The following is a 16,873-nucleotide window of genomic DNA, read 5'->3' on the forward strand; positions in this document are numbered from 1 at the left end:
ATGGGGCGCTATGTCGTCCGGCGGCTGCTCCAGATGATCCCGGTGTTCATCGGGGCCACGCTGCTGATCTTCCTGATGGTCAATGTCATGGGCGACCCGATCGCAGGACTGTGCGGAGAGCGGGCCTGCGACCCGGCGACCGCCGCCCAGCTGAAGAGGGATTTCGGACTCGACAAGCCGGTGTGGCAGCAATACCTCACCTATATGGGGAACGTCTTCACCGGAGACTTCGGTACGGCGTTCAACGGGCAGCCGGTCACCGAGCTGATGTCCACCGCGTTCCCCGTCACCATCCGGCTGACGATCGTGGCCATCCTCTTCGAGATCGTCATCGGCATCACCCTCGGAGTCCTGACCGGTCTGCGGCGGGGGCGGCCCGTCGACACCGGGGTGCTGCTGGCGACCCTGGTCGTCATCTCCGTACCGACCTTCGTCACCGGCCTGCTGCTCCAGCTCCTGCTCGGGGTGGAATGGGGCTGGATCAAACCCTCCGTCTCGCCGGACGCCGCCTTCGGCGAACTGATCGTGCCGGGGCTGGTTCTCGCCTCCGTGTCGCTCGCCTACGTCACCCGGCTGACCCGCACCTCCATCGCCGAGAACAGACGGAGCGACTACGTCCGTACGGCCATTGCCAAAGGGCTGCCCCGGCGCCGGGTCATCGCACGGCACCTGCTGCGCAACTCCCTCATCCCCGTGGTCACCTTCATCGGTACCGACATCGGCGCACTCATGGGCGGCGCCATCGTCACCGAGCGGATCTTCAACATCCACGGCGTGGGCTTTCAGCTCTATCAGGGGATCCTGCGGCAGAACACCCAGACGGTCGTGGGCTTCGTGACCGTCCTCGTCCTTGTCTTCCTCGTCGCCAACCTCCTCGTCGACCTCCTCTACGCCGTACTCGACCCGAGGATCCGCTATGCCTGAACAGCCGTTCGAGCAGGACCGGGCCATCGCCGGCACCGGCATGGGCGGGGCGATGGATCTGGCGGCGACCGAGGCCGAGACGCTGGAGAGGACGCCAGGGGGCCCACTGGGCACGGGTCCGGCCGGCAGGCCGCGCTCGCTCTGGTCCGACGCCTGGCGGGACCTGCGCCGCAACCCGGTCTTCATCGTCTCCGCCCTCGTCATCCTCTTCCTCGTCGTCATCTCCGTGTGGCCGTCGCTGATCGCCTCCGGCAACCCCCTCAAGTGCGACCTCGCCAACGCCCAGGAGGGTTCCCAGCCGGGCCATCCCTTCGGGTACGACGGACAGGGCTGCGACGTCTACACACGGACCGTCTACGGCGCCCGTGCGTCCGTCACGGTGGGCGTCTGCGCCACGCTCGGGGTCGCGCTGTTCGGGTCGGTGCTCGGCGGTCTCGCCGGGTTCTTCGGCGGGGGCTGGGACGCGATCCTGTCCCGGATCACCGACGTCTTCTTCGCGATCCCGGTCGTCCTCGGCGGTCTCGTCCTCCTCTCCGTGGTGACCAGCAACACGGTCTGGCCGGTCGTCGGTTTCATGGTGCTGCTCGGCTGGCCCCAGATCTCCCGGATCGCCCGCGGCTCGGTGATCACCGCCAAACAGAACGACTACGTCCAGGCCGCCCGCGCGCTCGGCGCCTCCAACTCCCGGATCCTGCTGCGGCACATCGCGCCCAACGCCGTGGCCCCGGTGATCGTCGTGGCCACCATCGCGCTCGGCACGTACATCGCGCTGGAGGCGACCCTGTCGTATCTCGGGGTCGGCCTGAAGCCGCCCAGCGTCTCCTGGGGCATCGACATCTCCGCCGCCTCGCCCTACATCCGCAACGCCCCGCACGCGCTGCTGTGGCCCTCCGGGGCCCTCGCACTCACCGTCCTGGCCTTCATCATGCTCGGCGACGCGGTGCGCGACGCCCTCGACCCGAAGCTGAGGTGAGCGCCGCCGTGCTGCTCGAAGTGCGCGACCTGCACGTGGAGTTCCGGACCCGGGACGGGATCGCGAAGGCGGTCAACGGGGTTTCGTACGCCGTCGACGCGGGGGAGACGCTGGCCGTGCTGGGGGAGTCCGGGTCAGGGAAGTCGGTCACGGCCCAGGCGGTGATGGGGATCCTGGACATGCCGCCGGGGCGGATCGGCGGGGGCGAGATCCTCTTCCGCGGGCGGGATCTGCTGAAGCTCAAAGAAGAGGAGCGGCGGAAGATCCGGGGCGCGGAGATGGCGATGATCTTCCAGGACGCGTTGTCGGCGCTGAACCCGGTGCTGAGCGTGGGCGACCAGCTCGGCGAGATGTTCGTCGTGCACCGGGGGATGTCCAGGAAGGCCGCGCGGGCCAAGGCGGTCGAGCTGATGGACCGGGTGCGGATCCCGGGCGCGGCCCAGCGCGTGCGGGACTATCCGCACCAGTTCTCCGGGGGCATGCGTCAGCGCATCATGATCGCCATGGCGCTGGCCCTGGAACCGGCGCTCATCATCGCCGACGAGCCGACCACGGCGTTGGACGTGACCGTCCAGGCCCAGGTCATGGATCTGCTCGCGGAGTTGCAGCGCGAGTACCACATGGGGCTGATCCTGATCACCCACGACCTGGGCGTGGTCGCGGACGTCGCCGACCGGATCGCCGTGATGTACGCGGGGCGGATCGTCGAGTCCGCGCCGGTGCACGACATCTACAAGGCGCCCGCCCACCCCTATACGCGCGGACTCCTCGACTCCATCCCGCGCCTGGACCAGAAGGGGCAGGAGCTCTACGCCATCAAGGGCCTGCCGCCCAACCTCATGGACATCCCGCCGGGGTGTGCCTTCAACCCGCGCTGCCCCATGGCCCAGGACGTGTGCCGCACCGACGAACCACCGCTGTACCAGGTGGATCAACACCGGGGCAGTGCCTGTCACTTCTGGAGGGAGTGCGTCAATGGTTGACGCGGTGGTTGAGCCGATCCTGGAAGTGAGTGGACTGGTCAAGTACTACCCGTTGACCCAGGGCATCTTGATCAAGAAACAGATCGGTGCGGTCAAGGCTGTTGACGGTGTTGACTTCGTGCTCAACAAAGGAGAGACCCTCGGCATCGTCGGGGAGTCCGGCTGCGGCAAATCAACGGTTGCCAAGATGCTCGTCAATCTCGAGCGGCCGACGGCGGGGTTGATCAAGTACAAGGGCGAGGACATCACCAGGTTGAGCGGGCGGGCGCTGAAGGCCGTCCGCCGCAACATCCAGATGGTCTTCCAGGACCCGTACACCTCCCTCAACCCCCGGATGACCGTGGGCGACATCATCGGGGAGCCGTACGAGATCCACCCCGAGGTGGCTCCCAAGGGCGACCGGCGCAGGCGGGTCCAGGAACTGCTGGACGTCGTGGGTCTCAACCCCGAGTACATCAACCGCTATCCGCACCAGTTCTCCGGTGGCCAGCGGCAGCGCATCGGCATCGCGAGGGGGCTGGCGCTCCGCCCCGAGGTGATCGTCGCGGACGAACCGGTGTCCGCGCTGGACGTCTCCGTCCAGGCCCAGGTGATCAACCTGCTCGACCGGCTCCAGAACGACTTCGACCTGTCGTACGTCTTCATCGCCCACGACCTGTCGATCGTGCGGCACATCTCGGACCGGGTCGGGGTGATGTACCTCGGGCGGATCGTGGAGATCGGCAAGGAGGAGGAGATCTACGACCACCCGACCCACCCGTACACCCAGGCCCTGCTCTCCGCGGTGCCGGTACCGGACCCGGAGGCCCGGGAGCGCCGGGAGCGGATCATTCTGAGCGGGGACGTCCCGTCGCCGACGAACATCCCATCCGGCTGCCGGTTCCGCACGCGGTGCTGGAAGGCCGAGGAGCGGTGCGCCGTGGAGGTGCCGGCGCTCGCGGTGCCCGCCGCGTTCCGGCTGGAGCCGGGGCCGGCCGCCCATGACTCGGCCTGTCACTTCGCGGAGGAGAAGCAAGTGGTTCCGCCGGAAGAGCCCCCGGGCGATCTTGTCGACGGGGGTACATAACGGTATGAGCCGGGGTCAATCGCGTTAACACGCAGGCAACTTCTCTGACCCGGTCTCGATATACGGACGCGGCACGCTTATCAGCGTACGGCCGTGCGGGTGCCGTAAACGGGCCGGGGCGCGCCATGTCGCCCCGGCCCGTTGCCGTGCGCGCAGCGCCTACGCGAGGCCCAACGAACGCTTCAGGAAGTCCAGCTGGAGCAGCAACAGGTTCTCCGCCACCTGTTCCTGCGGGGTCATGTGGGTCACGCCGGACAAGGGCAGTACCTCGTGCGGGCGGCCCGCGGCCAGCAGGGCGCTGGACAGGCGCAGTGAGTGGGCCACCACCACGTTGTCGTCCGCCAGGCCGTGGATGATCATCATCGGGCGGTGCGGGTCGGCCGCGTCGACCAGGCCCGCGTCGTCGATCACCGAGTTGCGGCGGTATACCTCCGGCTGCTCGCCCGGGTGGCCGAGGTAGCGCTCCTGGTAGTGGGTGTCGTACAGCCGCAGGTCGGTCACCGGGGCGCCCACCACCGCCGCGTGGAAGACGTCGGGCCGGCGCAGGGCCGCGAGCGCGGCGAGGTAGCCGCCGAAGGACCACCCGCGGACGGCCACCTTGGTCAGGTCGAGCGGGAAGTCGGCGGCGAGTGCCTGGAGCGCGTCGACCTGGTCCTGGAGGACGATCGCCGCGAGGTCGTCCTTGATGGACTTCTCCCAGGCCGGGGAGCGGCCGGGAGTGCCCCGCCCGTCGGCGACGATCACCGCGAAACCCTGGTCGGCGAACCACTGGGAGGTGAGGTGGGCGTTGTGCGCGGCGACCACACGCTGGCCGTGCGGGCCACCGTAGGGGTCGAGCAGAACCGGAAGGGGAGTGTCCCCGTGGTAGTCCCGTGGCATAAGCACGGCGCACGGAATTCGACGTGCGCCCCCCTCGGTGAGTGTCACGCGCGGGGACAAACCAGGATCTTCCGCGTACGACATGACAGTTGCCAGATGTTTTCCGTCACGCAGCACCTGGACGCGGGCGCCCGGCCTGTCCAGCGCGGCGGACACCAAAACGGTCACGCCCCCGGCGCGCACGGCCGTGTGCACGCCGGGCTCCTGCGACACCCGCTCCACGCCGAGTTCGTTGACGCGGTAGACGTGTACCTCGCCGATCTCGGGGGACTCGGCCTCCTCGCCGGCGGAGGCGGAAACCAGCACGTCATCGGCGGTCACGTCGAGAACCGCACGGATGTGCAACTGGGCACCCGTGAGCGGCCGTTCACCCACCGCGAGCACCCGGGCGCCGCCCTCGTCGGTGATCCGGACCAGCTGTCCGGAGGGGCTCCAGCAGGGCACTCCACCGAACAGTTCAAGCCATGTTGGATCTTCGTCCGCATGCACCATCCGGGTCGCCCCCGACCCCGGGTCCACGGCGAGGAACAGCTGGCTGCGCTGGTCGCGCGCCTGCACGAGCAGCAGGGGTGCACCCGCCTCCGACCAGTGCACATGTGCCAGGTACGGGTAGCGCGCCCGGTCCCAGGAGATCTCCGCGCGCTCCCCCTGGAGGTCGTAGGCGAACAGCCGTACGTCCGCGTTCCCGGTGCCCGCCGCCGGGTAGGCGACATGATGTGGCTCACGCTCGGGGTGGGCCGGGTCGGCGATCCACCACCGCTGCACCGGCGTGTCGTCCACGCGGGCCACGAGCAGCCGGTCGGACCGCGGCGACCACCAGAAGCCGCGCGAACGCCCCATCTCCTCGGCCGCGATGAACTCGGCCAGTCCATAGGTGACCTGCGCCGACTCGGGCTCCGCCAGCGCCCGGTCGCCCTCGCCGTCGGCGCCCACGACCCGCAGGGCGCCCTCCACGACGTACGCGACATGGCGGCCGTCGGGGGACGGGCGCGGGTCGATCACCGGCCCGGGGACGGCGAGTTCGCGTGTGGTGCCGGCTCTGAGCTCCGCCGCGAAAAGCCGCCCTGACAAGGCGAAAGACGCCAGCTCCAGGGTCGCGTCGGTGGCGTAGCCGACAATGCCGGCACCGCCCTCACGGCTGCGTTCGCGACGGGCCCGCTCCTGTGCCGAGAGGTGTTCCTCGGCGCCGCCGAGCAGGGTGCGCGGGTCCGCCGCCAGGCGCTCCTCGCTGCTCGGCACATCGAGAATCCACAGGGAATTGGCCCGGTCCGTACCGGAACCGGAGCGCAGAAACGCCACGCGGGAGCCGTCGGGGGCCACGGTGAACGCGCGCGGCGCGCCGAGCGTGAAACGCTGGGTGCGGGCGTGCCGGCGGGGGAATGAGACAGCCTCGGTCTTCATGCCCCGACCATATTGGCCATGCGCCCCCTTGTGCGGCTGTGCGCCGAGCGATGCGCGAGCACGCATAGTTATGATCACTACCGCTGAGTGGGTATGAACCCGCTGGCTTGCGCATGGATTTGCTGTACCGATCTACAACCCCCATACCCGAACCCCCCGCGTCCCTGGGATCTTTGGAGGTGAGCCGCCGTGGCACTCTCGATTTCGGCGGTGGTGCTGCTGGCGATCATCGTCTTCTTGCTGATCAAGAAGTCGGGTCTGAAGGGCGGGCATGCGGTCGTCTGCATGCTGCTCGGTTTCTATCTCGCCTCGTCGACCATCGCACCGACGATCAGCGATCTGACGACCAACGTCGCCAGCATGATCGGCAGCATCAAGTTCTGACCCGGATCACCCTCCGACCCGGTCGACCTCGTCGACCGGGTCTGCGCGGCGCTGTCGGTGCCGTTTCGTAGGGTGGGCACATGACGGAACCGCCCGCCCGACCGCTACCCGCCCGGCGCCTGCTGCTCGTGCACGCGCACCCGGACGACGAGTCGATCAACAACGGCGCCACCATGGCCCGCTATGCGGACCAAGGTGTCCATGTGACGCTGGTCACCTGCACGCTCGGCGAGGGCGGCGAGGTCATCCCGCCCGCGCTGCGGCACCTGACCGGCGTCGCGCTCGGCGAGTACCGGATGGGGGAACTCACCGCCGCCACGCGTGAGCTGGGTGTCGACGACTTCCGGCTGCTCGGCGGCCCCGGCCGCTACCGCGACTCCGGGATGACGGGCCTGCCCGACAACGACGCACCCGGCTCCTTCTGGCAGGCCGACGTCGATGAGGCCGCCGGGCATCTGGTCGCGGTGATCCTGGAGATCCGACCCCAGGTCCTCGTCACCTACGACGACAACGGCGGCTACGGCCACCCGGACCACATCCAGGCCCACCGCGTCGCCATGCGAGCCGTCGAGCTGGCCGCCGAGGCCGGCCACCGTGTCTCCAAGGTCTACTGGAACCGCGTCCCCCGTACGGTCGCCGAGGCCGCCTTCGCCCGGCTCCACGACGATCTGCCCGGGCTGCCGTTCGAGAAGGCCGCCGCCGTCGACGACGTACCGGGTGTGGTCGACGACCACCGGGTCACCACCGAGATCGACGGCACCGCGTACGCCGCCGCGAAGACCGCCGCGATGGCCGCCCACGCCACCCAGGTCGAGGTGGCCCCGTACGGCGCCCCCTACTTCGCGCTCTCCAACGAGCTGGCGCAGCCCGTGTTCATCACGGAGTACTACGAGTTGGCGGGCGGCGAGCCGGGCGCCGGACGCGAGACCGACCTCTTCGCCGGTATCGGGGAGGCGTCATGAGTTCCGCCGGACGCGGCTCGATGCTCGCGCAACCGTTGCAGCGGCCCTCCGCCGGGCGGATCGCGGGCCTGCTCGGGCTGATCGTGCTCGGCGCGGTCGTCGGCCTCGCCGGAACCCTCGTCCAGGCCGCCTGGTTCCCCGGCGGGCTGCTGCTCGCCCTGGCCGGCGCCGCCGGGCTCTTCCTCGGCGGGTCGCGGGCGGTGGGCAGCCGGTCCGGGGCCGTGGCGCCCGCGTTCGGCTGGGTCGTCGCCGTCATCCTGCTCACCGCCAGCAGACCCGAGGGCGACTTCCTGTTCGGTGCGGGAGGCGGTTCCTACCTCTTCCTGCTCGGCGGCATGGCGCTGGCTGTGATCTGCGCCACTATGGGTTTGGGGCGGCAACCTGACACGGACGGCGCCCGACTTGGCAAGTGACGTACCACTTCGCCGTGGGGCGCGCGTGCGAGTCCGGTGTGGGTTTCCCCGGCGGTCATGGGATAAGCGCCAGAAGTGGCCAGTATGGTGGTGCGCGCCGCCGAGCCGCCCGAGCAAGGTCGTACGGGCGGCGGAGCCAACCGGGAGAACCTGCCTTGAGTCGTGAAACTGACACTCCTTCCTCCGGGCCCGACGGGCACGGCGGAGCCGCATACCCCTCGGGCACACCGCCGTACGGGACCCCCATGGCTTCCGACGACGGTAAGGCCGCGGGCCGTCCGGCCGCGCGGCCGGAGGAGCGCAAGACCGAGACCACGCTGACGACCCGGATCCGGATCAACATCCCCGGATCCCGGCCGATTCCGCCCGTGGTCGTCCGTACCCCTGTCGCGGACGCCGAGGGCGGCGCCGGCGAGGAGACGGGCACGCACGCGCGGCCGACGGGCGCCGCCATGTCCACCGGCACCGTCGAGCCGCCCGCCGAGACCGCGCCAGGGCCCGCCACCGGCGAGCAGCGCAGCGACTGGTTCGCGCCGCGCAAGTCCGGCCCGGCCAAGGGCGGTCAGCGCGGCGGCGCCACCAACGGTGCGGGCGTGCCCGGCGGTTCGCCCGCCGCGGCGCCGAACGGTCCGGCCGCGCAGGGCACCCCCGGTGCCGCGCGTCCCAACGGCGGCCGCCCCGGCGGTGTCGTCGGATCCATGAGCGTGCCCGGCACGTCCCGGCCCGGCTCGACCAACGGCGCGGGGCTGCCCACCGGCGCGACCGGCGGCCCGGTGGCCCCCGGACACGGCGGCGGCACCGGCTCCTTCGACGTGACCGAGGCGCTTGCCGCGGGCCCGCTCGGCGGCCCCCGGGGCGGCGCGAAGGACCCCGGCGAGCCCCGCCGGGACGAACTGCCGTACTTCTCCGAGAACGGCGGCCAGAACGGCGCCCAGCCCGGTTCAGGCGGCCCCGGTGGCGGCCCGGCCGGCCCCGGCGGCTTCAACGGCCCCGGCCTCCCCGGCGGTCCCGGCGGCCCGCAGGGCCCGGCGGGCCCCACCGGCGGCCCGGTCACCGGCGACGGCCCGTTCGTACCGCCGGTCAACGGCGGCGAGTCCTTCGGCGGTCCCGGCGGTCCGGGCGGCGCGTCCTTCAACGGCGGCGGGCCCTTCGGCGCTCCGAGCGCCCCCGCCGGCCCAGGAGGCCCCGCCCGGCATGCCGCCCAGGCCGGACCCGGCGCGCGTACCGCCCCCGCCGGTCCCGGCCTCGGCCCCGGCGGCGGCCTGAGCGACGACACCGCGATCCTCACCCCGCAGAAGCCCGCCCCCCAACCGGGCATGCCCGGCTACGGCACCCCGGCGGACAACGTCTCCGGACAAACCGTCACCAGCGGCATCCCGGTCGTACCGCCGGGCGCGAACTCCCCGTTCGGGCCGGGCGCGCCCGCCGACGGGCCGTTGCCGCACACGCCTCCGAAGCTGCCCGAGCCGGTCTCGCCGCTCCCCGCCGGGTCCAAGGGCAAGGCCAAGGCCAAGAAGAAGCGCGGCAAGCTGCCGCTGCTCGTCGGTGTCGTGGTGGTCGCCGGCCTCGGTGTCTACGGCGCCGGGCTCCTGATGAACCACTCCGACGTGCCCAAGGGCACCACGGTGCTCGGCGTCGACATCGGCGGCGGCACCCGTGACGACGCCGTCAAGAAGCTCGACGACGCGTTCGGCTCGCGGGTGAACAAGCCGTTGAAGCTGTCGGTCGACGGCAAGGCCGTCTCGCTGCCGCCGGATCAGGCGGGCCTGCAGTTCGCCATGCAGTCCACGGTCGAGGCGGCCGCCAAGAGCGACTACAACCCGGTCTCCGTGATCGGCTCCCTGTTCGGACAGAAGCGGGTCGTCCAGCCCGTCATGCCGGTCGACGAGGAGAAGCTCCAGGCCGCCCTCAAAGGCCTCGGCGGCAGCTCCGGTTCGGTCACCGAGGGCACGATCAAGTTCGTCTCCGGCAAGGCCGTCGCGGTCTACGGCAAGGCGGGCAAGGGCATCGACGCGGCCGCCTCCACGAAGGCGGTCGAGCAGGCGTACGAGTCGATGGTGGAGACCAACACGGCCTCCCCGGTGACCGTACCGACGACCACCGTGCAGCCGACGATCTCCAACGCGGAGGTCGACCGCGAGATGAAGGCCTTCGCGGAGCCGGCGATGTCCGCCAAGGTGTACGTGCAGACGGACGCGGTGCACAGCATCCCGTTCGGCGCCGTGTCCCTGCCGAAGATCCTCGGCTTCAAGGCCGTGGACGGCAAGCTGGTGGAGACGTACAACCTGGCGGCGCTCAAGGAGGCGTACGGCAGCACCTTCGACGGCGTGCTGATCACCCGGGGCACCGGGCAGAAGACGGCCGTCACCCCGCAGGACGTCGCCTCCGCGCTGCGCAAGGCGCTGGTCGGCAAGACGACGGCGGAGCGGGTCGGAGTCATCGACACGAACCCCAGCTGACGCCCACTCCGAGAGGGGGGCGCCCGGTGCTCACCGGGCCCCCCTCTCGCGTGTCACGCCCTGCGGATGACATCTGTCATACGGCACTCCGGACGGTCGGCACTGCCCCCGGCCAGGGGCCCGCCGCGAACATGGACGGCATGACAACGACAGCGGCGACGACCGCCACCGGCACCCCGGTGGTGGTCGGGTTCGACCAGGTGAGCAAGACCTACGGGAAGGTGCGGGCCGTCGACGGGCTCTCGCTGCGGCTGCACCCGGGGGAGACCGTGGCCCTGCTCGGGCCCAACGGCGCGGGCAAGTCGACCACGCTCGATCTGCTGCTCGGCCTCAAGCAGGCCGACACCGGCTCGGTGAGCGTCTTCGGCATGACCCCACGCGAGGCCGTCGTCGCCGGCCGGGTCGGCGCGATGCTGCAGAGCGGCGGCCTGATGGACGAGGTCACGGTCGCCGAACTCGTCAGGCTGGCCTGCCGGCTGCACCCGAGGCCCTACAAGGTCACCGACGTCCTCGCCCGCGCGGGCATCTCGCAGATCGCCGACCGCAAGGTCAACAAGCTCTCCGGCGGCCAGTCCCAGCGCGTCCGCTTCGCCCTCGCGACCGCAGGCGACAGCGACCTGATCGTCCTGGACGAGCCGACCACCGGCATGGACGTCTCCGCCCGCCAGGCCTTCTGGGCCACCATGCGCGAACAGGCCGACCAGGGCCGTACCGTCCTCTTCGCCACCCACTACCTCGAAGAGGCCGACGCCATCGCCGACCGGGTGCTGGTGCTGCATCGGGGCCGACTGCTGGCCGACGGCACTGCCGCCGAGATCAAGGCCAAGGCGGGCGCGCGCCGGATCTCCTTCGACCTGGAGGGCGAGATCGACGAGGCGTCGCTGCGGGCGCTGCCGTTCCTCACCACCATCGACGTCTCCGGCCAGACGGTCCGCGCCCAGTCGTCCGACGCCGACGCCACCGTCCACGCCCTCTACGGCCTGGGCGTCTACCCCCGCAACCTCGAAGTCGCCGGGCTCGGCCTGGAGCAGGCGTTCGTCGCCATCACGGAGGCCGAAGAGGCCAAGGAGGCCACGCAGTCGTGAACGCCCTGATCAAGCTGGAGCTCGCCCGGGCCCTGCGCAACCGCAAGTTCCTGTTCTTCTCGGTGATCTACCCGTCGATCATCTTCCTGCTGGTCGCCGGCCAGGGCGGCACCAGCCAGACCGTCGACAACTCGGGGCTCTCCCTGGCGGCCTACGTCATGGTCTCCATGGCCTCCTTCGGCGCCCTGACCGCCGTCCTGATGGGCAACAGCGAGCGCATCGCCAAGGAGCGCGAGAGCGGCTGGGTACGGCAGTTGCGGCTGACCACCCTGCCCGGGCGCGGCTATGTGCTGGCGAAGACGGCGAGCGCCGCAGTGGTCAGCCTCCCGTCCATCGTGGTCGTCTTCCTGGTCGCCGCATCCGTGAAGCACGTACGCCTCGACGCCTGGCAGTGGCTCGCCCTCACCGGCGCCATCTGGGCCGGCAGCCTGGTCTTCGCCGCCCTCGGCGTCGCCATCGGCTACCTCGCCTCCGGGGACGCGGTCCGCCCGATCACGATGATCACCTACTTCGGCCTGTCGATCCTGGGCGGCCTGTGGTGGCCCTCCTCCGCCTTCCCGACCTGGCTCCAGGACATCGCGAACTGGCTGCCCACGCACGCGTACGCTGCACTGGGGCGGGCCATCGAACAGAGTCAGGCCCCGCACGCCCAGGACATCGCCATCCTCGTCGTCTTCTTCGCCCTCTTCGTCGGCGGCGCGGCCTGGCTGTACCGGAAGGACACGCTGAAGGCGTGAGCACGATGACGGAAGACCTGCGGCCCGGCGATGAAGCCAGGGCGGAGCGGCTGGTGCGGATCGGCCTGCCGCCCCGCAACCGGGGCGAGGCGATGCGCAAGCTGGTATGGGTCCTGCCGTGGCTGGTCTTCCTCGCCTCCCCGGCGGACGACCTGGCCTCCGGCCACCACACCACCGGAGCCACGGTGGCCGGCTGGGCGGGCCTGGCGGCCTTCGTCGGGATCTACCTGTCCATCGTGTTCCGCTCCATGGGCCGGCCCTTCCGGGGCCGGGTCGTCTCCGCCGCGATCGCCGTGGAGTGGACGCTCGCGGTCGTCCTGGCGCTCAGTCTCGGCAGCTCCTGGCTCGGCCTGTTCGTGTACGTGTCCGTCATGTGCGGGGTGACCTTCCCGCTGCGGGTGGCCTACTGGACGATCCCGCTGACCACCGCCGCCATGATGCTCGCGGGCTGGCACGCCCACGACCTGGGCGAGGCCTGGGGCCTGTTCCTGGTGGTGCTCCTGGTCGGCTACTCCATGACCGGTGTACGGCAACTCGTCGCCACCACCGTCGAGTTGCGCAAGGCCCGTGCCACCGTCGCCCAACTGGCCGCGAACGAGGAGCGGTTGCGGCTCGCCCGCGACCTGCACGACCTGCTGGGGCATTCGCTCTCCCTCATCACCCTGAAGAGCGAACTGGCCGGCCGGATGCTCCCCGACCACCCCGGCAAGGCGGCCCAGCAGGTCTCCGACATCGAACAGGTCAGCCGGCAGGCCCTGGTGGACGTCCGCGAGGCGGTCACCGGCTACCGGCGTCCCCGGCTCGCCGCCGAACTCGCGGGCGCCCAGGTCGCCCTGACCGCCGCCGCGGTCACCGCCGAGGTCCCGGCCGAACCCGACCTCACCGGCGTACCCGAGGACGGCGAGGCGGCCCTCGCGTGGGCACTCCGGGAGGCGATCACCAACGTCGTACGGCACAGCGGCGCGACCGCCTGCACGGTGGAGCTGCTGCGCCGCCAGACCCTGGACGGCCCGGTCCTCGAACTCTCCGTCGAGGACAACGGCACGGGCGGCTCCGGCAAGGGTCCCGGCAACGGCCTCACCGGGCTCACCGAGCGCCTGGAGAAGGCCGGCGGCACGCTGGAGGCGGGCCGACTGAAGCACGGTTTCCGGCTGGTCGCCCGGGTCCCGCTCGGCGTCGGCGTGGCCGTAGGATCCGGGGCATGAGCAGCACGATCAAGGTCCTCCTCGCCGAGGACCAGTCGATGGTCCGCGAGGCGCTGGCCGCCCTGCTGGGCCTGGAGGACGACATCGAGGTCGTGGCACAAGTAGCGTGCGGCGACGAGGTGTTGGCGGCCGCGCGGGAGCACGGTATCGACGTCGCCCTGCTCGACATCGAGATGCCGGGCTGCACGGGCATCGAGGCGGCGGCCCAGCTCCACAAGGCGCTGCCGACGGTGAAACTCGTCGTCCTCACCACTTTCGGCCGCCCCGGCTACCTCCGCAGCGCGATGGAGGCGGGCGCCGACGCGTTCCTGGTCAAGGACGCCCCCGCCGCCCAACTCGCCGAGGCCGTCCGCAAGGTCCTGGCCGGCGAGCGCGTCATCGACCCGACCCTGGCCGCGGCGGCCCTGGCGGAGGGCGCCAACCCGTTGACCGACCGCGAGCGAGAGGTCCTCCGCGCGGCGGCCGACGGCTCGACGAACGCGGAGTTGGCGGCGGCGCTGCACCTTTCGCAGGGGACGGTACGGAACTACCTCTCGACGGCGATCCAGAAGCTGGCGGTACGGAACCGGGCGGAAGCGGTCCGGATCGCGCGGGAGAAGGGCTGGCTGTAGAGCCCGGCAGCCCGGCCGCCTACTCGCCGGGGACTCGCTGGTCGACTTGGTCGAGCACCCGGGCCATCTCGCGCAGCACGCCGACGAAGACCTCGCGCTGGTCCGCGCCGAGCGCGGCCGTGCGCGGCCGTGCGCGGTGAGGGAGACCATCGATACCCGCCGGCGCCATCAGCGCGGACAGCGCCGCCGGCTCCTCCTCGGTCGGGCCCGCGCCAGGCCCCGGTCGATCCCGGGGGCCGTGGTGAGGACGTCCGTGGCGTCCTCGACGGCACCGCTGCCGGACTGCTCGGTCTCACCCAGCCCGAATCGGCCTGACCTGAGCCCGAATCGGCCTGACCGATCTCCGGGGTGCGGGGTCGCCCCCACCGCCCGGCCGCGGCCCCGCTCAGTTCAGCCGTGCCCGCGCCGCCCGGGCCTCTCCCCGGACCTTCTCCGCCGCCCCCTCGTCCACCGCGTCGATCAGCCCCGCGTACTCCTCCAGCTCCTCGGCGCCGTCGACGAAGTCACCCCGCTGCACCAGCAGCCGCGCCCGGTCGTACCGCAGCCGGGCCGGGTGGGAGGGCATCAGCAGTGACAGGTCCACCGCCCACAGACCCACGTCCGACCGCTCCGGCCGGGCCGCCGCCCACGCCCGTACGTTGTTGAGGATCCGCCGTACGACGTCCAGGGGATCGGTCGGTTCGAGCATCGCCGGCTCCAGCGGCACCCCCGCCGCGCCCACCACCAGCGTCTGCGCGTCCGCCCCGCTCAGCACCCGCCCCCCGTCGAACGGATCGGCCAGCACCTGGTCCTCAGCCGGCCCGAACCCCACCACGAAGTGCCCCGGAAGCGCGACCCCGTACACCGGCGCCCCCGCCCGTCGCGTCACCTCCAGCCACACCACGGACAGCAGGATCGGCAGCCCGCGCCGTCGGCGCAGCACCTCGTGCAGCAGTGAGGACTCCAGCCGGCGGTATTCCGCGGCGGCGCCGTGGAAGCCGAACCGTTCGCCCAGCACCCGGTGCGCCGCCGTGGCCCAGGCCAGCGGGCCGCCCGGCCGGTACGGCAGCTGTCCGGCCAGCCGGTCCAGCTCCATCTGCGCCGCGTCGATACCGGCCTCGTCCAGTGAGCCGTCGGCCGCGGCGCCCAGCAGCAGACACAGCGTCGCCAGATCGGGCCGCTCGGACCGCGCCTCCTCGGCGAACCGGCGCCCCACCTCGGCGGCCCGCTCCGGCGACGGCGGACGCGGATGCGGACGTGGATCCGGGTCTGGGTCTGGAAAAGGGGGATGCATAGCTGTTTCGTGCCCTTTCGGAACGATCCGTACCGCGGCGGCCTCAGAAGCCGTCCGCCTCCGGCGCCCTGTAGTGGTGGTACGCGTGGTGCGCCCCGAACCCCAGCCCGGTGTACATCGCCCGCGCCCCCGCGTTCTCCGCCTCCACCTGGAGCCAGGCCGCCGAAGCGCCCTCCTCCAGCGCCCGCCGGGCGAGCGCGGCCATGACCTCGGTGGCCAGCCCCCGCCGCCTTAGCGCCGGGTCCACCTCGACGGCGGCGAACCCCGCCCAGCGGCCGTCCACCACCAGGCGCCCGATGGCCGCGGGGGGGCCCTCGCCGGGAACGGTCGCGAACCACACCGAAGGACCGCCCCCCAGCACCCGCAACGCGACCTCGCTCACCCCCTTGCGCTGGTAGCGCGCCAGCCAGGCCTCGTCGGCCGTCCGGGAGAGCACAACGCCGGTCCCCTCCGCCCGGTCCGCCACCGGCGCCAGAGCCCCGATCCACAGCTCGGCGCTCACCTCACGCACCCAGCCCCGCCGCTCCAGCTCCGCGCAGAGCAGCTCCTGCGTGCCCTCGGCGCCGGTCGCGGTCTGCACATACGCGGGCAGCCCCCGTTCGCCGTACCACCGCCGTACGACGTCCAGGGCCGCGTCGAGCGGCAGCCCCGGCTCGCCGAGCGGCAGCACGCTGTTCGCCCGCCGGGTGAACCCTCCGGCGGCCCGCAGCTCCCACTCGCCGAGCTGTTCGCTCTCCACCGGCCGCCAGCCGCGCGAGGCGACACGCGCGAGTTCCCGATAGGTCGCCGCCGGTCCGCGCCGCCGCGCCGGAGCGGCCGGGACGAGCTTGGCCGCCACCAGCGCGGACTCCGGTATCCGGACGGTCTCACCGTCCCGCCGTGTGATCGTCAGCACGCCGGCGTCGTCCCATGATGTGAGAACACCCACCGTGTCGGTGAACTTCTCCTCGGTGACACCATTTCCTGTCAAACGGCGCACGGAGACCCGTTTACCCACGTCAGCAGTGGTGATACGGACCTCGAAGCGTCCTGCGGCCGAGATTTCCACTGGTCAGTTCACCCCTCCTGTTCGGATCGTGCCCAAGAACGGAGATACTAGGGGCGGGCATCGACGACGCCGCGCTCCCGCGCGCCAGGCGGCGGAGCCTACGGAGGCCCGCCGGCGCCCAATCGAGGAGGAACGACAGCGTGACCTACGTCATCGCGCAGCCTTGTGTCGACGTGAAGGACAAGGCGTGCATCGAGGAGTGCCCGGTCGACTGCATCTACGAGGGCCAGCGGTCCTTGTACATCCACCCGGACGAATGCGTTGACTGTGGTGCCTGTGAGCCGGTCTGCCCGGTCGAGGCGATCTTCTACGAGGACGACACTCCGGAGGAGTGGAAGGACTACTACAAGGCCAACGTCGAGTTCTTCGACGAGCTCGGCTCTCCCGGCGGCGCCAGCAAGCTGGGCCTGATCGAGCGCGACCACCCCTTCGTCGCCGCGCTGCCCCCGCAGGCCGAGTAACCCGTACCG

At 71.4% G+C, this 16,873-nt stretch carries 17 protein-coding genes; 13 read left to right on the plus strand and 4 right to left on the minus strand.

Going from position 1 to position 16,873, the window contains the following annotated elements:
* The 4 genes from ABTY98_RS06470 to ABTY98_RS06485 are packed head-to-tail and all read left to right on the plus strand — an operon-like array spanning position 1 to position 3,946.
* Positions 1-924: an ABC transporter permease gene (locus ABTY98_RS06470; RefSeq protein ID WP_352219738.1), complete on the plus strand. Its 924-nt coding sequence runs from the start codon at positions 1-3 to the stop codon at positions 922-924.
* Positions 917-1,897, plus strand: a complete 981-nt coding sequence (locus ABTY98_RS06475) for an ABC transporter permease (RefSeq protein ID WP_352219739.1) — start codon at positions 917-919, stop codon at positions 1,895-1,897. Before ABTY98_RS06470 ends, ABTY98_RS06475 begins: the two co-directional genes overlap by 8 nt.
* Positions 1,898-1,905: 8 nt before the next feature.
* Positions 1,906-2,880 (plus strand): ABC transporter ATP-binding protein, encoded by a 975-nt coding sequence (locus ABTY98_RS06480; RefSeq protein WP_352219889.1) that lies wholly within the window; start codon positions 1,906-1,908, stop codon positions 2,878-2,880.
* Entirely contained in the window at positions 2,873-3,946 is a 1,074-nt protein-coding gene (locus tag ABTY98_RS06485; protein ID WP_352219740.1) for an ABC transporter ATP-binding protein, read from the plus strand. The genes ABTY98_RS06480 and ABTY98_RS06485 overlap by 8 nt, the downstream gene beginning before the upstream one ends.
* 159 nt (positions 3,947-4,105) lie before the next feature.
* Here ABTY98_RS06485 and ABTY98_RS06490 read toward each other — a convergent pair whose 3' ends face one another.
* Positions 4,106-6,226 (minus strand): S9 family peptidase, encoded by a 2,121-nt coding sequence (locus tag ABTY98_RS06490; RefSeq protein ID WP_352219741.1) that lies wholly within the window; start codon positions 6,224-6,226, stop codon positions 4,106-4,108.
* A 189-nt stretch (positions 6,227-6,415) separates the two neighbouring features.
* Here ABTY98_RS06490 and ABTY98_RS06495 point away from each other — a divergent pair, with 189 nt between their 5' ends.
* The 8 genes from ABTY98_RS06495 to ABTY98_RS06530 all read left to right on the plus strand — a co-directional run bounded on the left by ABTY98_RS06495 (position 6,416) and on the right by ABTY98_RS06530 (position 14,082).
* The gene (locus ABTY98_RS06495) at positions 6,416-6,610 is read left to right on the plus strand and encodes a hypothetical protein (RefSeq protein WP_089098958.1); all 195 of its coding nucleotides are present in this window, start codon (positions 6,416-6,418) and stop codon (positions 6,608-6,610) included.
* An 80-nt stretch (positions 6,611-6,690) separates the two neighbouring features.
* Positions 6,691-7,572: an N-acetyl-1-D-myo-inositol-2-amino-2-deoxy-alpha-D-glucopyranoside deacetylase gene (gene mshB, locus ABTY98_RS06500; protein ID WP_352219742.1), complete on the plus strand. Its 882-nt coding sequence runs from the start codon at positions 6,691-6,693 to the stop codon at positions 7,570-7,572.
* The gene (locus ABTY98_RS06505) at positions 7,569-7,985 is read left to right on the plus strand and encodes a DUF6113 family protein (protein ID WP_352219743.1); all 417 of its coding nucleotides are present in this window, start codon (positions 7,569-7,571) and stop codon (positions 7,983-7,985) included. Before mshB ends, ABTY98_RS06505 begins: the two co-directional genes overlap by 4 nt.
* A 155-nt stretch (positions 7,986-8,140) precedes the next feature.
* Complete coding sequence (locus ABTY98_RS06510) at positions 8,141-10,444, plus strand: hypothetical protein (RefSeq protein ID WP_352219744.1); 2,304 nt, start codon at positions 8,141-8,143, stop codon at positions 10,442-10,444.
* Positions 10,445-10,584: 140 nt separating this feature from the next.
* Positions 10,585-11,529, plus strand: coding sequence for an ABC transporter ATP-binding protein (locus ABTY98_RS06515; protein ID WP_352219745.1), 945 nt, complete (start codon positions 10,585-10,587; stop codon positions 11,527-11,529).
* Positions 11,526-12,266, plus strand: a complete 741-nt coding sequence (locus ABTY98_RS06520) for an ABC transporter permease (RefSeq protein ID WP_352219746.1) — start codon at positions 11,526-11,528, stop codon at positions 12,264-12,266. The genes ABTY98_RS06515 and ABTY98_RS06520 overlap by 4 nt, the downstream gene beginning before the upstream one ends.
* A 5-nt stretch (positions 12,267-12,271) precedes the next feature.
* Positions 12,272-13,471: a sensor histidine kinase gene (locus ABTY98_RS06525; protein ID WP_352219890.1), complete on the plus strand. Its 1,200-nt coding sequence runs from the start codon at positions 12,272-12,274 to the stop codon at positions 13,469-13,471.
* Positions 13,468-14,082, plus strand: coding sequence for a response regulator transcription factor (locus tag ABTY98_RS06530; RefSeq protein WP_352219747.1), 615 nt, complete (start codon positions 13,468-13,470; stop codon positions 14,080-14,082). The genes ABTY98_RS06525 and ABTY98_RS06530 overlap by 4 nt, the downstream gene beginning before the upstream one ends.
* 19 nt (positions 14,083-14,101) lie before the next feature.
* Here ABTY98_RS06530 and ABTY98_RS06535 read toward each other — a convergent pair whose 3' ends face one another.
* The 3 genes from ABTY98_RS06535 to ABTY98_RS06545 all read right to left on the minus strand — a co-directional run bounded on the left by ABTY98_RS06535 (position 14,102) and on the right by ABTY98_RS06545 (position 16,403).
* Positions 14,102-14,251 carry a hypothetical protein gene (locus ABTY98_RS06535; protein WP_352219748.1) on the minus strand — a complete coding sequence of 50 codons (150 nt, stop codon included), beginning with the start codon at positions 14,249-14,251 and terminating at the stop codon, positions 14,102-14,104.
* Between the two features lie 216 nt (positions 14,252-14,467).
* A complete protein-coding gene (locus tag ABTY98_RS06540) occupies positions 14,468-15,355 on the minus strand; it encodes a transglutaminase family protein (RefSeq protein ID WP_352219749.1) in 888 nt (295 codons plus the stop codon).
* A 43-nt stretch (positions 15,356-15,398) separates the two neighbouring features.
* Complete coding sequence (locus ABTY98_RS06545) at positions 15,399-16,403, minus strand: GNAT family N-acetyltransferase (protein ID WP_352219750.1); 1,005 nt, start codon at positions 16,401-16,403, stop codon at positions 15,399-15,401.
* A 140-nt stretch (positions 16,404-16,543) separates the two neighbouring features.
* Here ABTY98_RS06545 and fdxA point away from each other — a divergent pair, with 140 nt between their 5' ends.
* Positions 16,544-16,864, plus strand: a complete 321-nt coding sequence (fdxA, locus tag ABTY98_RS06550; protein WP_007495984.1) for a ferredoxin — start codon at positions 16,544-16,546, stop codon at positions 16,862-16,864.
* The last annotated feature ends 9 nt before the right edge of the window (positions 16,865-16,873 follow it).

The organism is Streptomyces sp. NPDC096040, from assembly GCF_040303265.1.
GTDB lineage: Bacteria > Actinomycetota > Actinomycetes > Streptomycetales > Streptomycetaceae > Streptomyces.

Coding starts and splice junctions, on each gene's coding strand:
- ABTY98_RS06470 (WP_352219738.1), top strand. CDS start 1: ATGGGGCGCTATGTCGTCCGGCGGCTGCTCCAGATGATCCCGGTGTTC.
- ABTY98_RS06475 (WP_352219739.1), top strand. CDS start 917: ATGCCTGAACAGCCGTTCGAGCAGGACCGGGCCATCGCCGGCACCGGC.
- ABTY98_RS06485 (WP_352219740.1), top strand. CDS start 2,873: ATGGTTGACGCGGTGGTTGAGCCGATCCTGGAAGTGAGTGGACTGGTC.
- ABTY98_RS06490 (WP_352219741.1), bottom strand. CDS start 6,226: ATGAAGACCGAGGCTGTCTCATTCCCCCGCCGGCACGCCCGCACCCAG.
- mshB (WP_352219742.1), top strand. CDS start 6,691: ATGACGGAACCGCCCGCCCGACCGCTACCCGCCCGGCGCCTGCTGCTC.
- ABTY98_RS06505 (WP_352219743.1), top strand. CDS start 7,569: ATGAGTTCCGCCGGACGCGGCTCGATGCTCGCGCAACCGTTGCAGCGG.
- ABTY98_RS06515 (WP_352219745.1), top strand. CDS start 10,585: ATGACAACGACAGCGGCGACGACCGCCACCGGCACCCCGGTGGTGGTC.
- ABTY98_RS06525 (WP_352219890.1), top strand. CDS start 12,272: ATGACGGAAGACCTGCGGCCCGGCGATGAAGCCAGGGCGGAGCGGCTG.
- ABTY98_RS06530 (WP_352219747.1), top strand. CDS start 13,468: ATGAGCAGCACGATCAAGGTCCTCCTCGCCGAGGACCAGTCGATGGTC.
- ABTY98_RS06535 (WP_352219748.1), bottom strand. CDS start 14,251: ATGGCGCCGGCGGGTATCGATGGTCTCCCTCACCGCGCACGGCCGCGC.
- ABTY98_RS06540 (WP_352219749.1), bottom strand. CDS start 15,355: ATGCATCCCCCTTTTCCAGACCCAGACCCGGATCCACGTCCGCATCCG.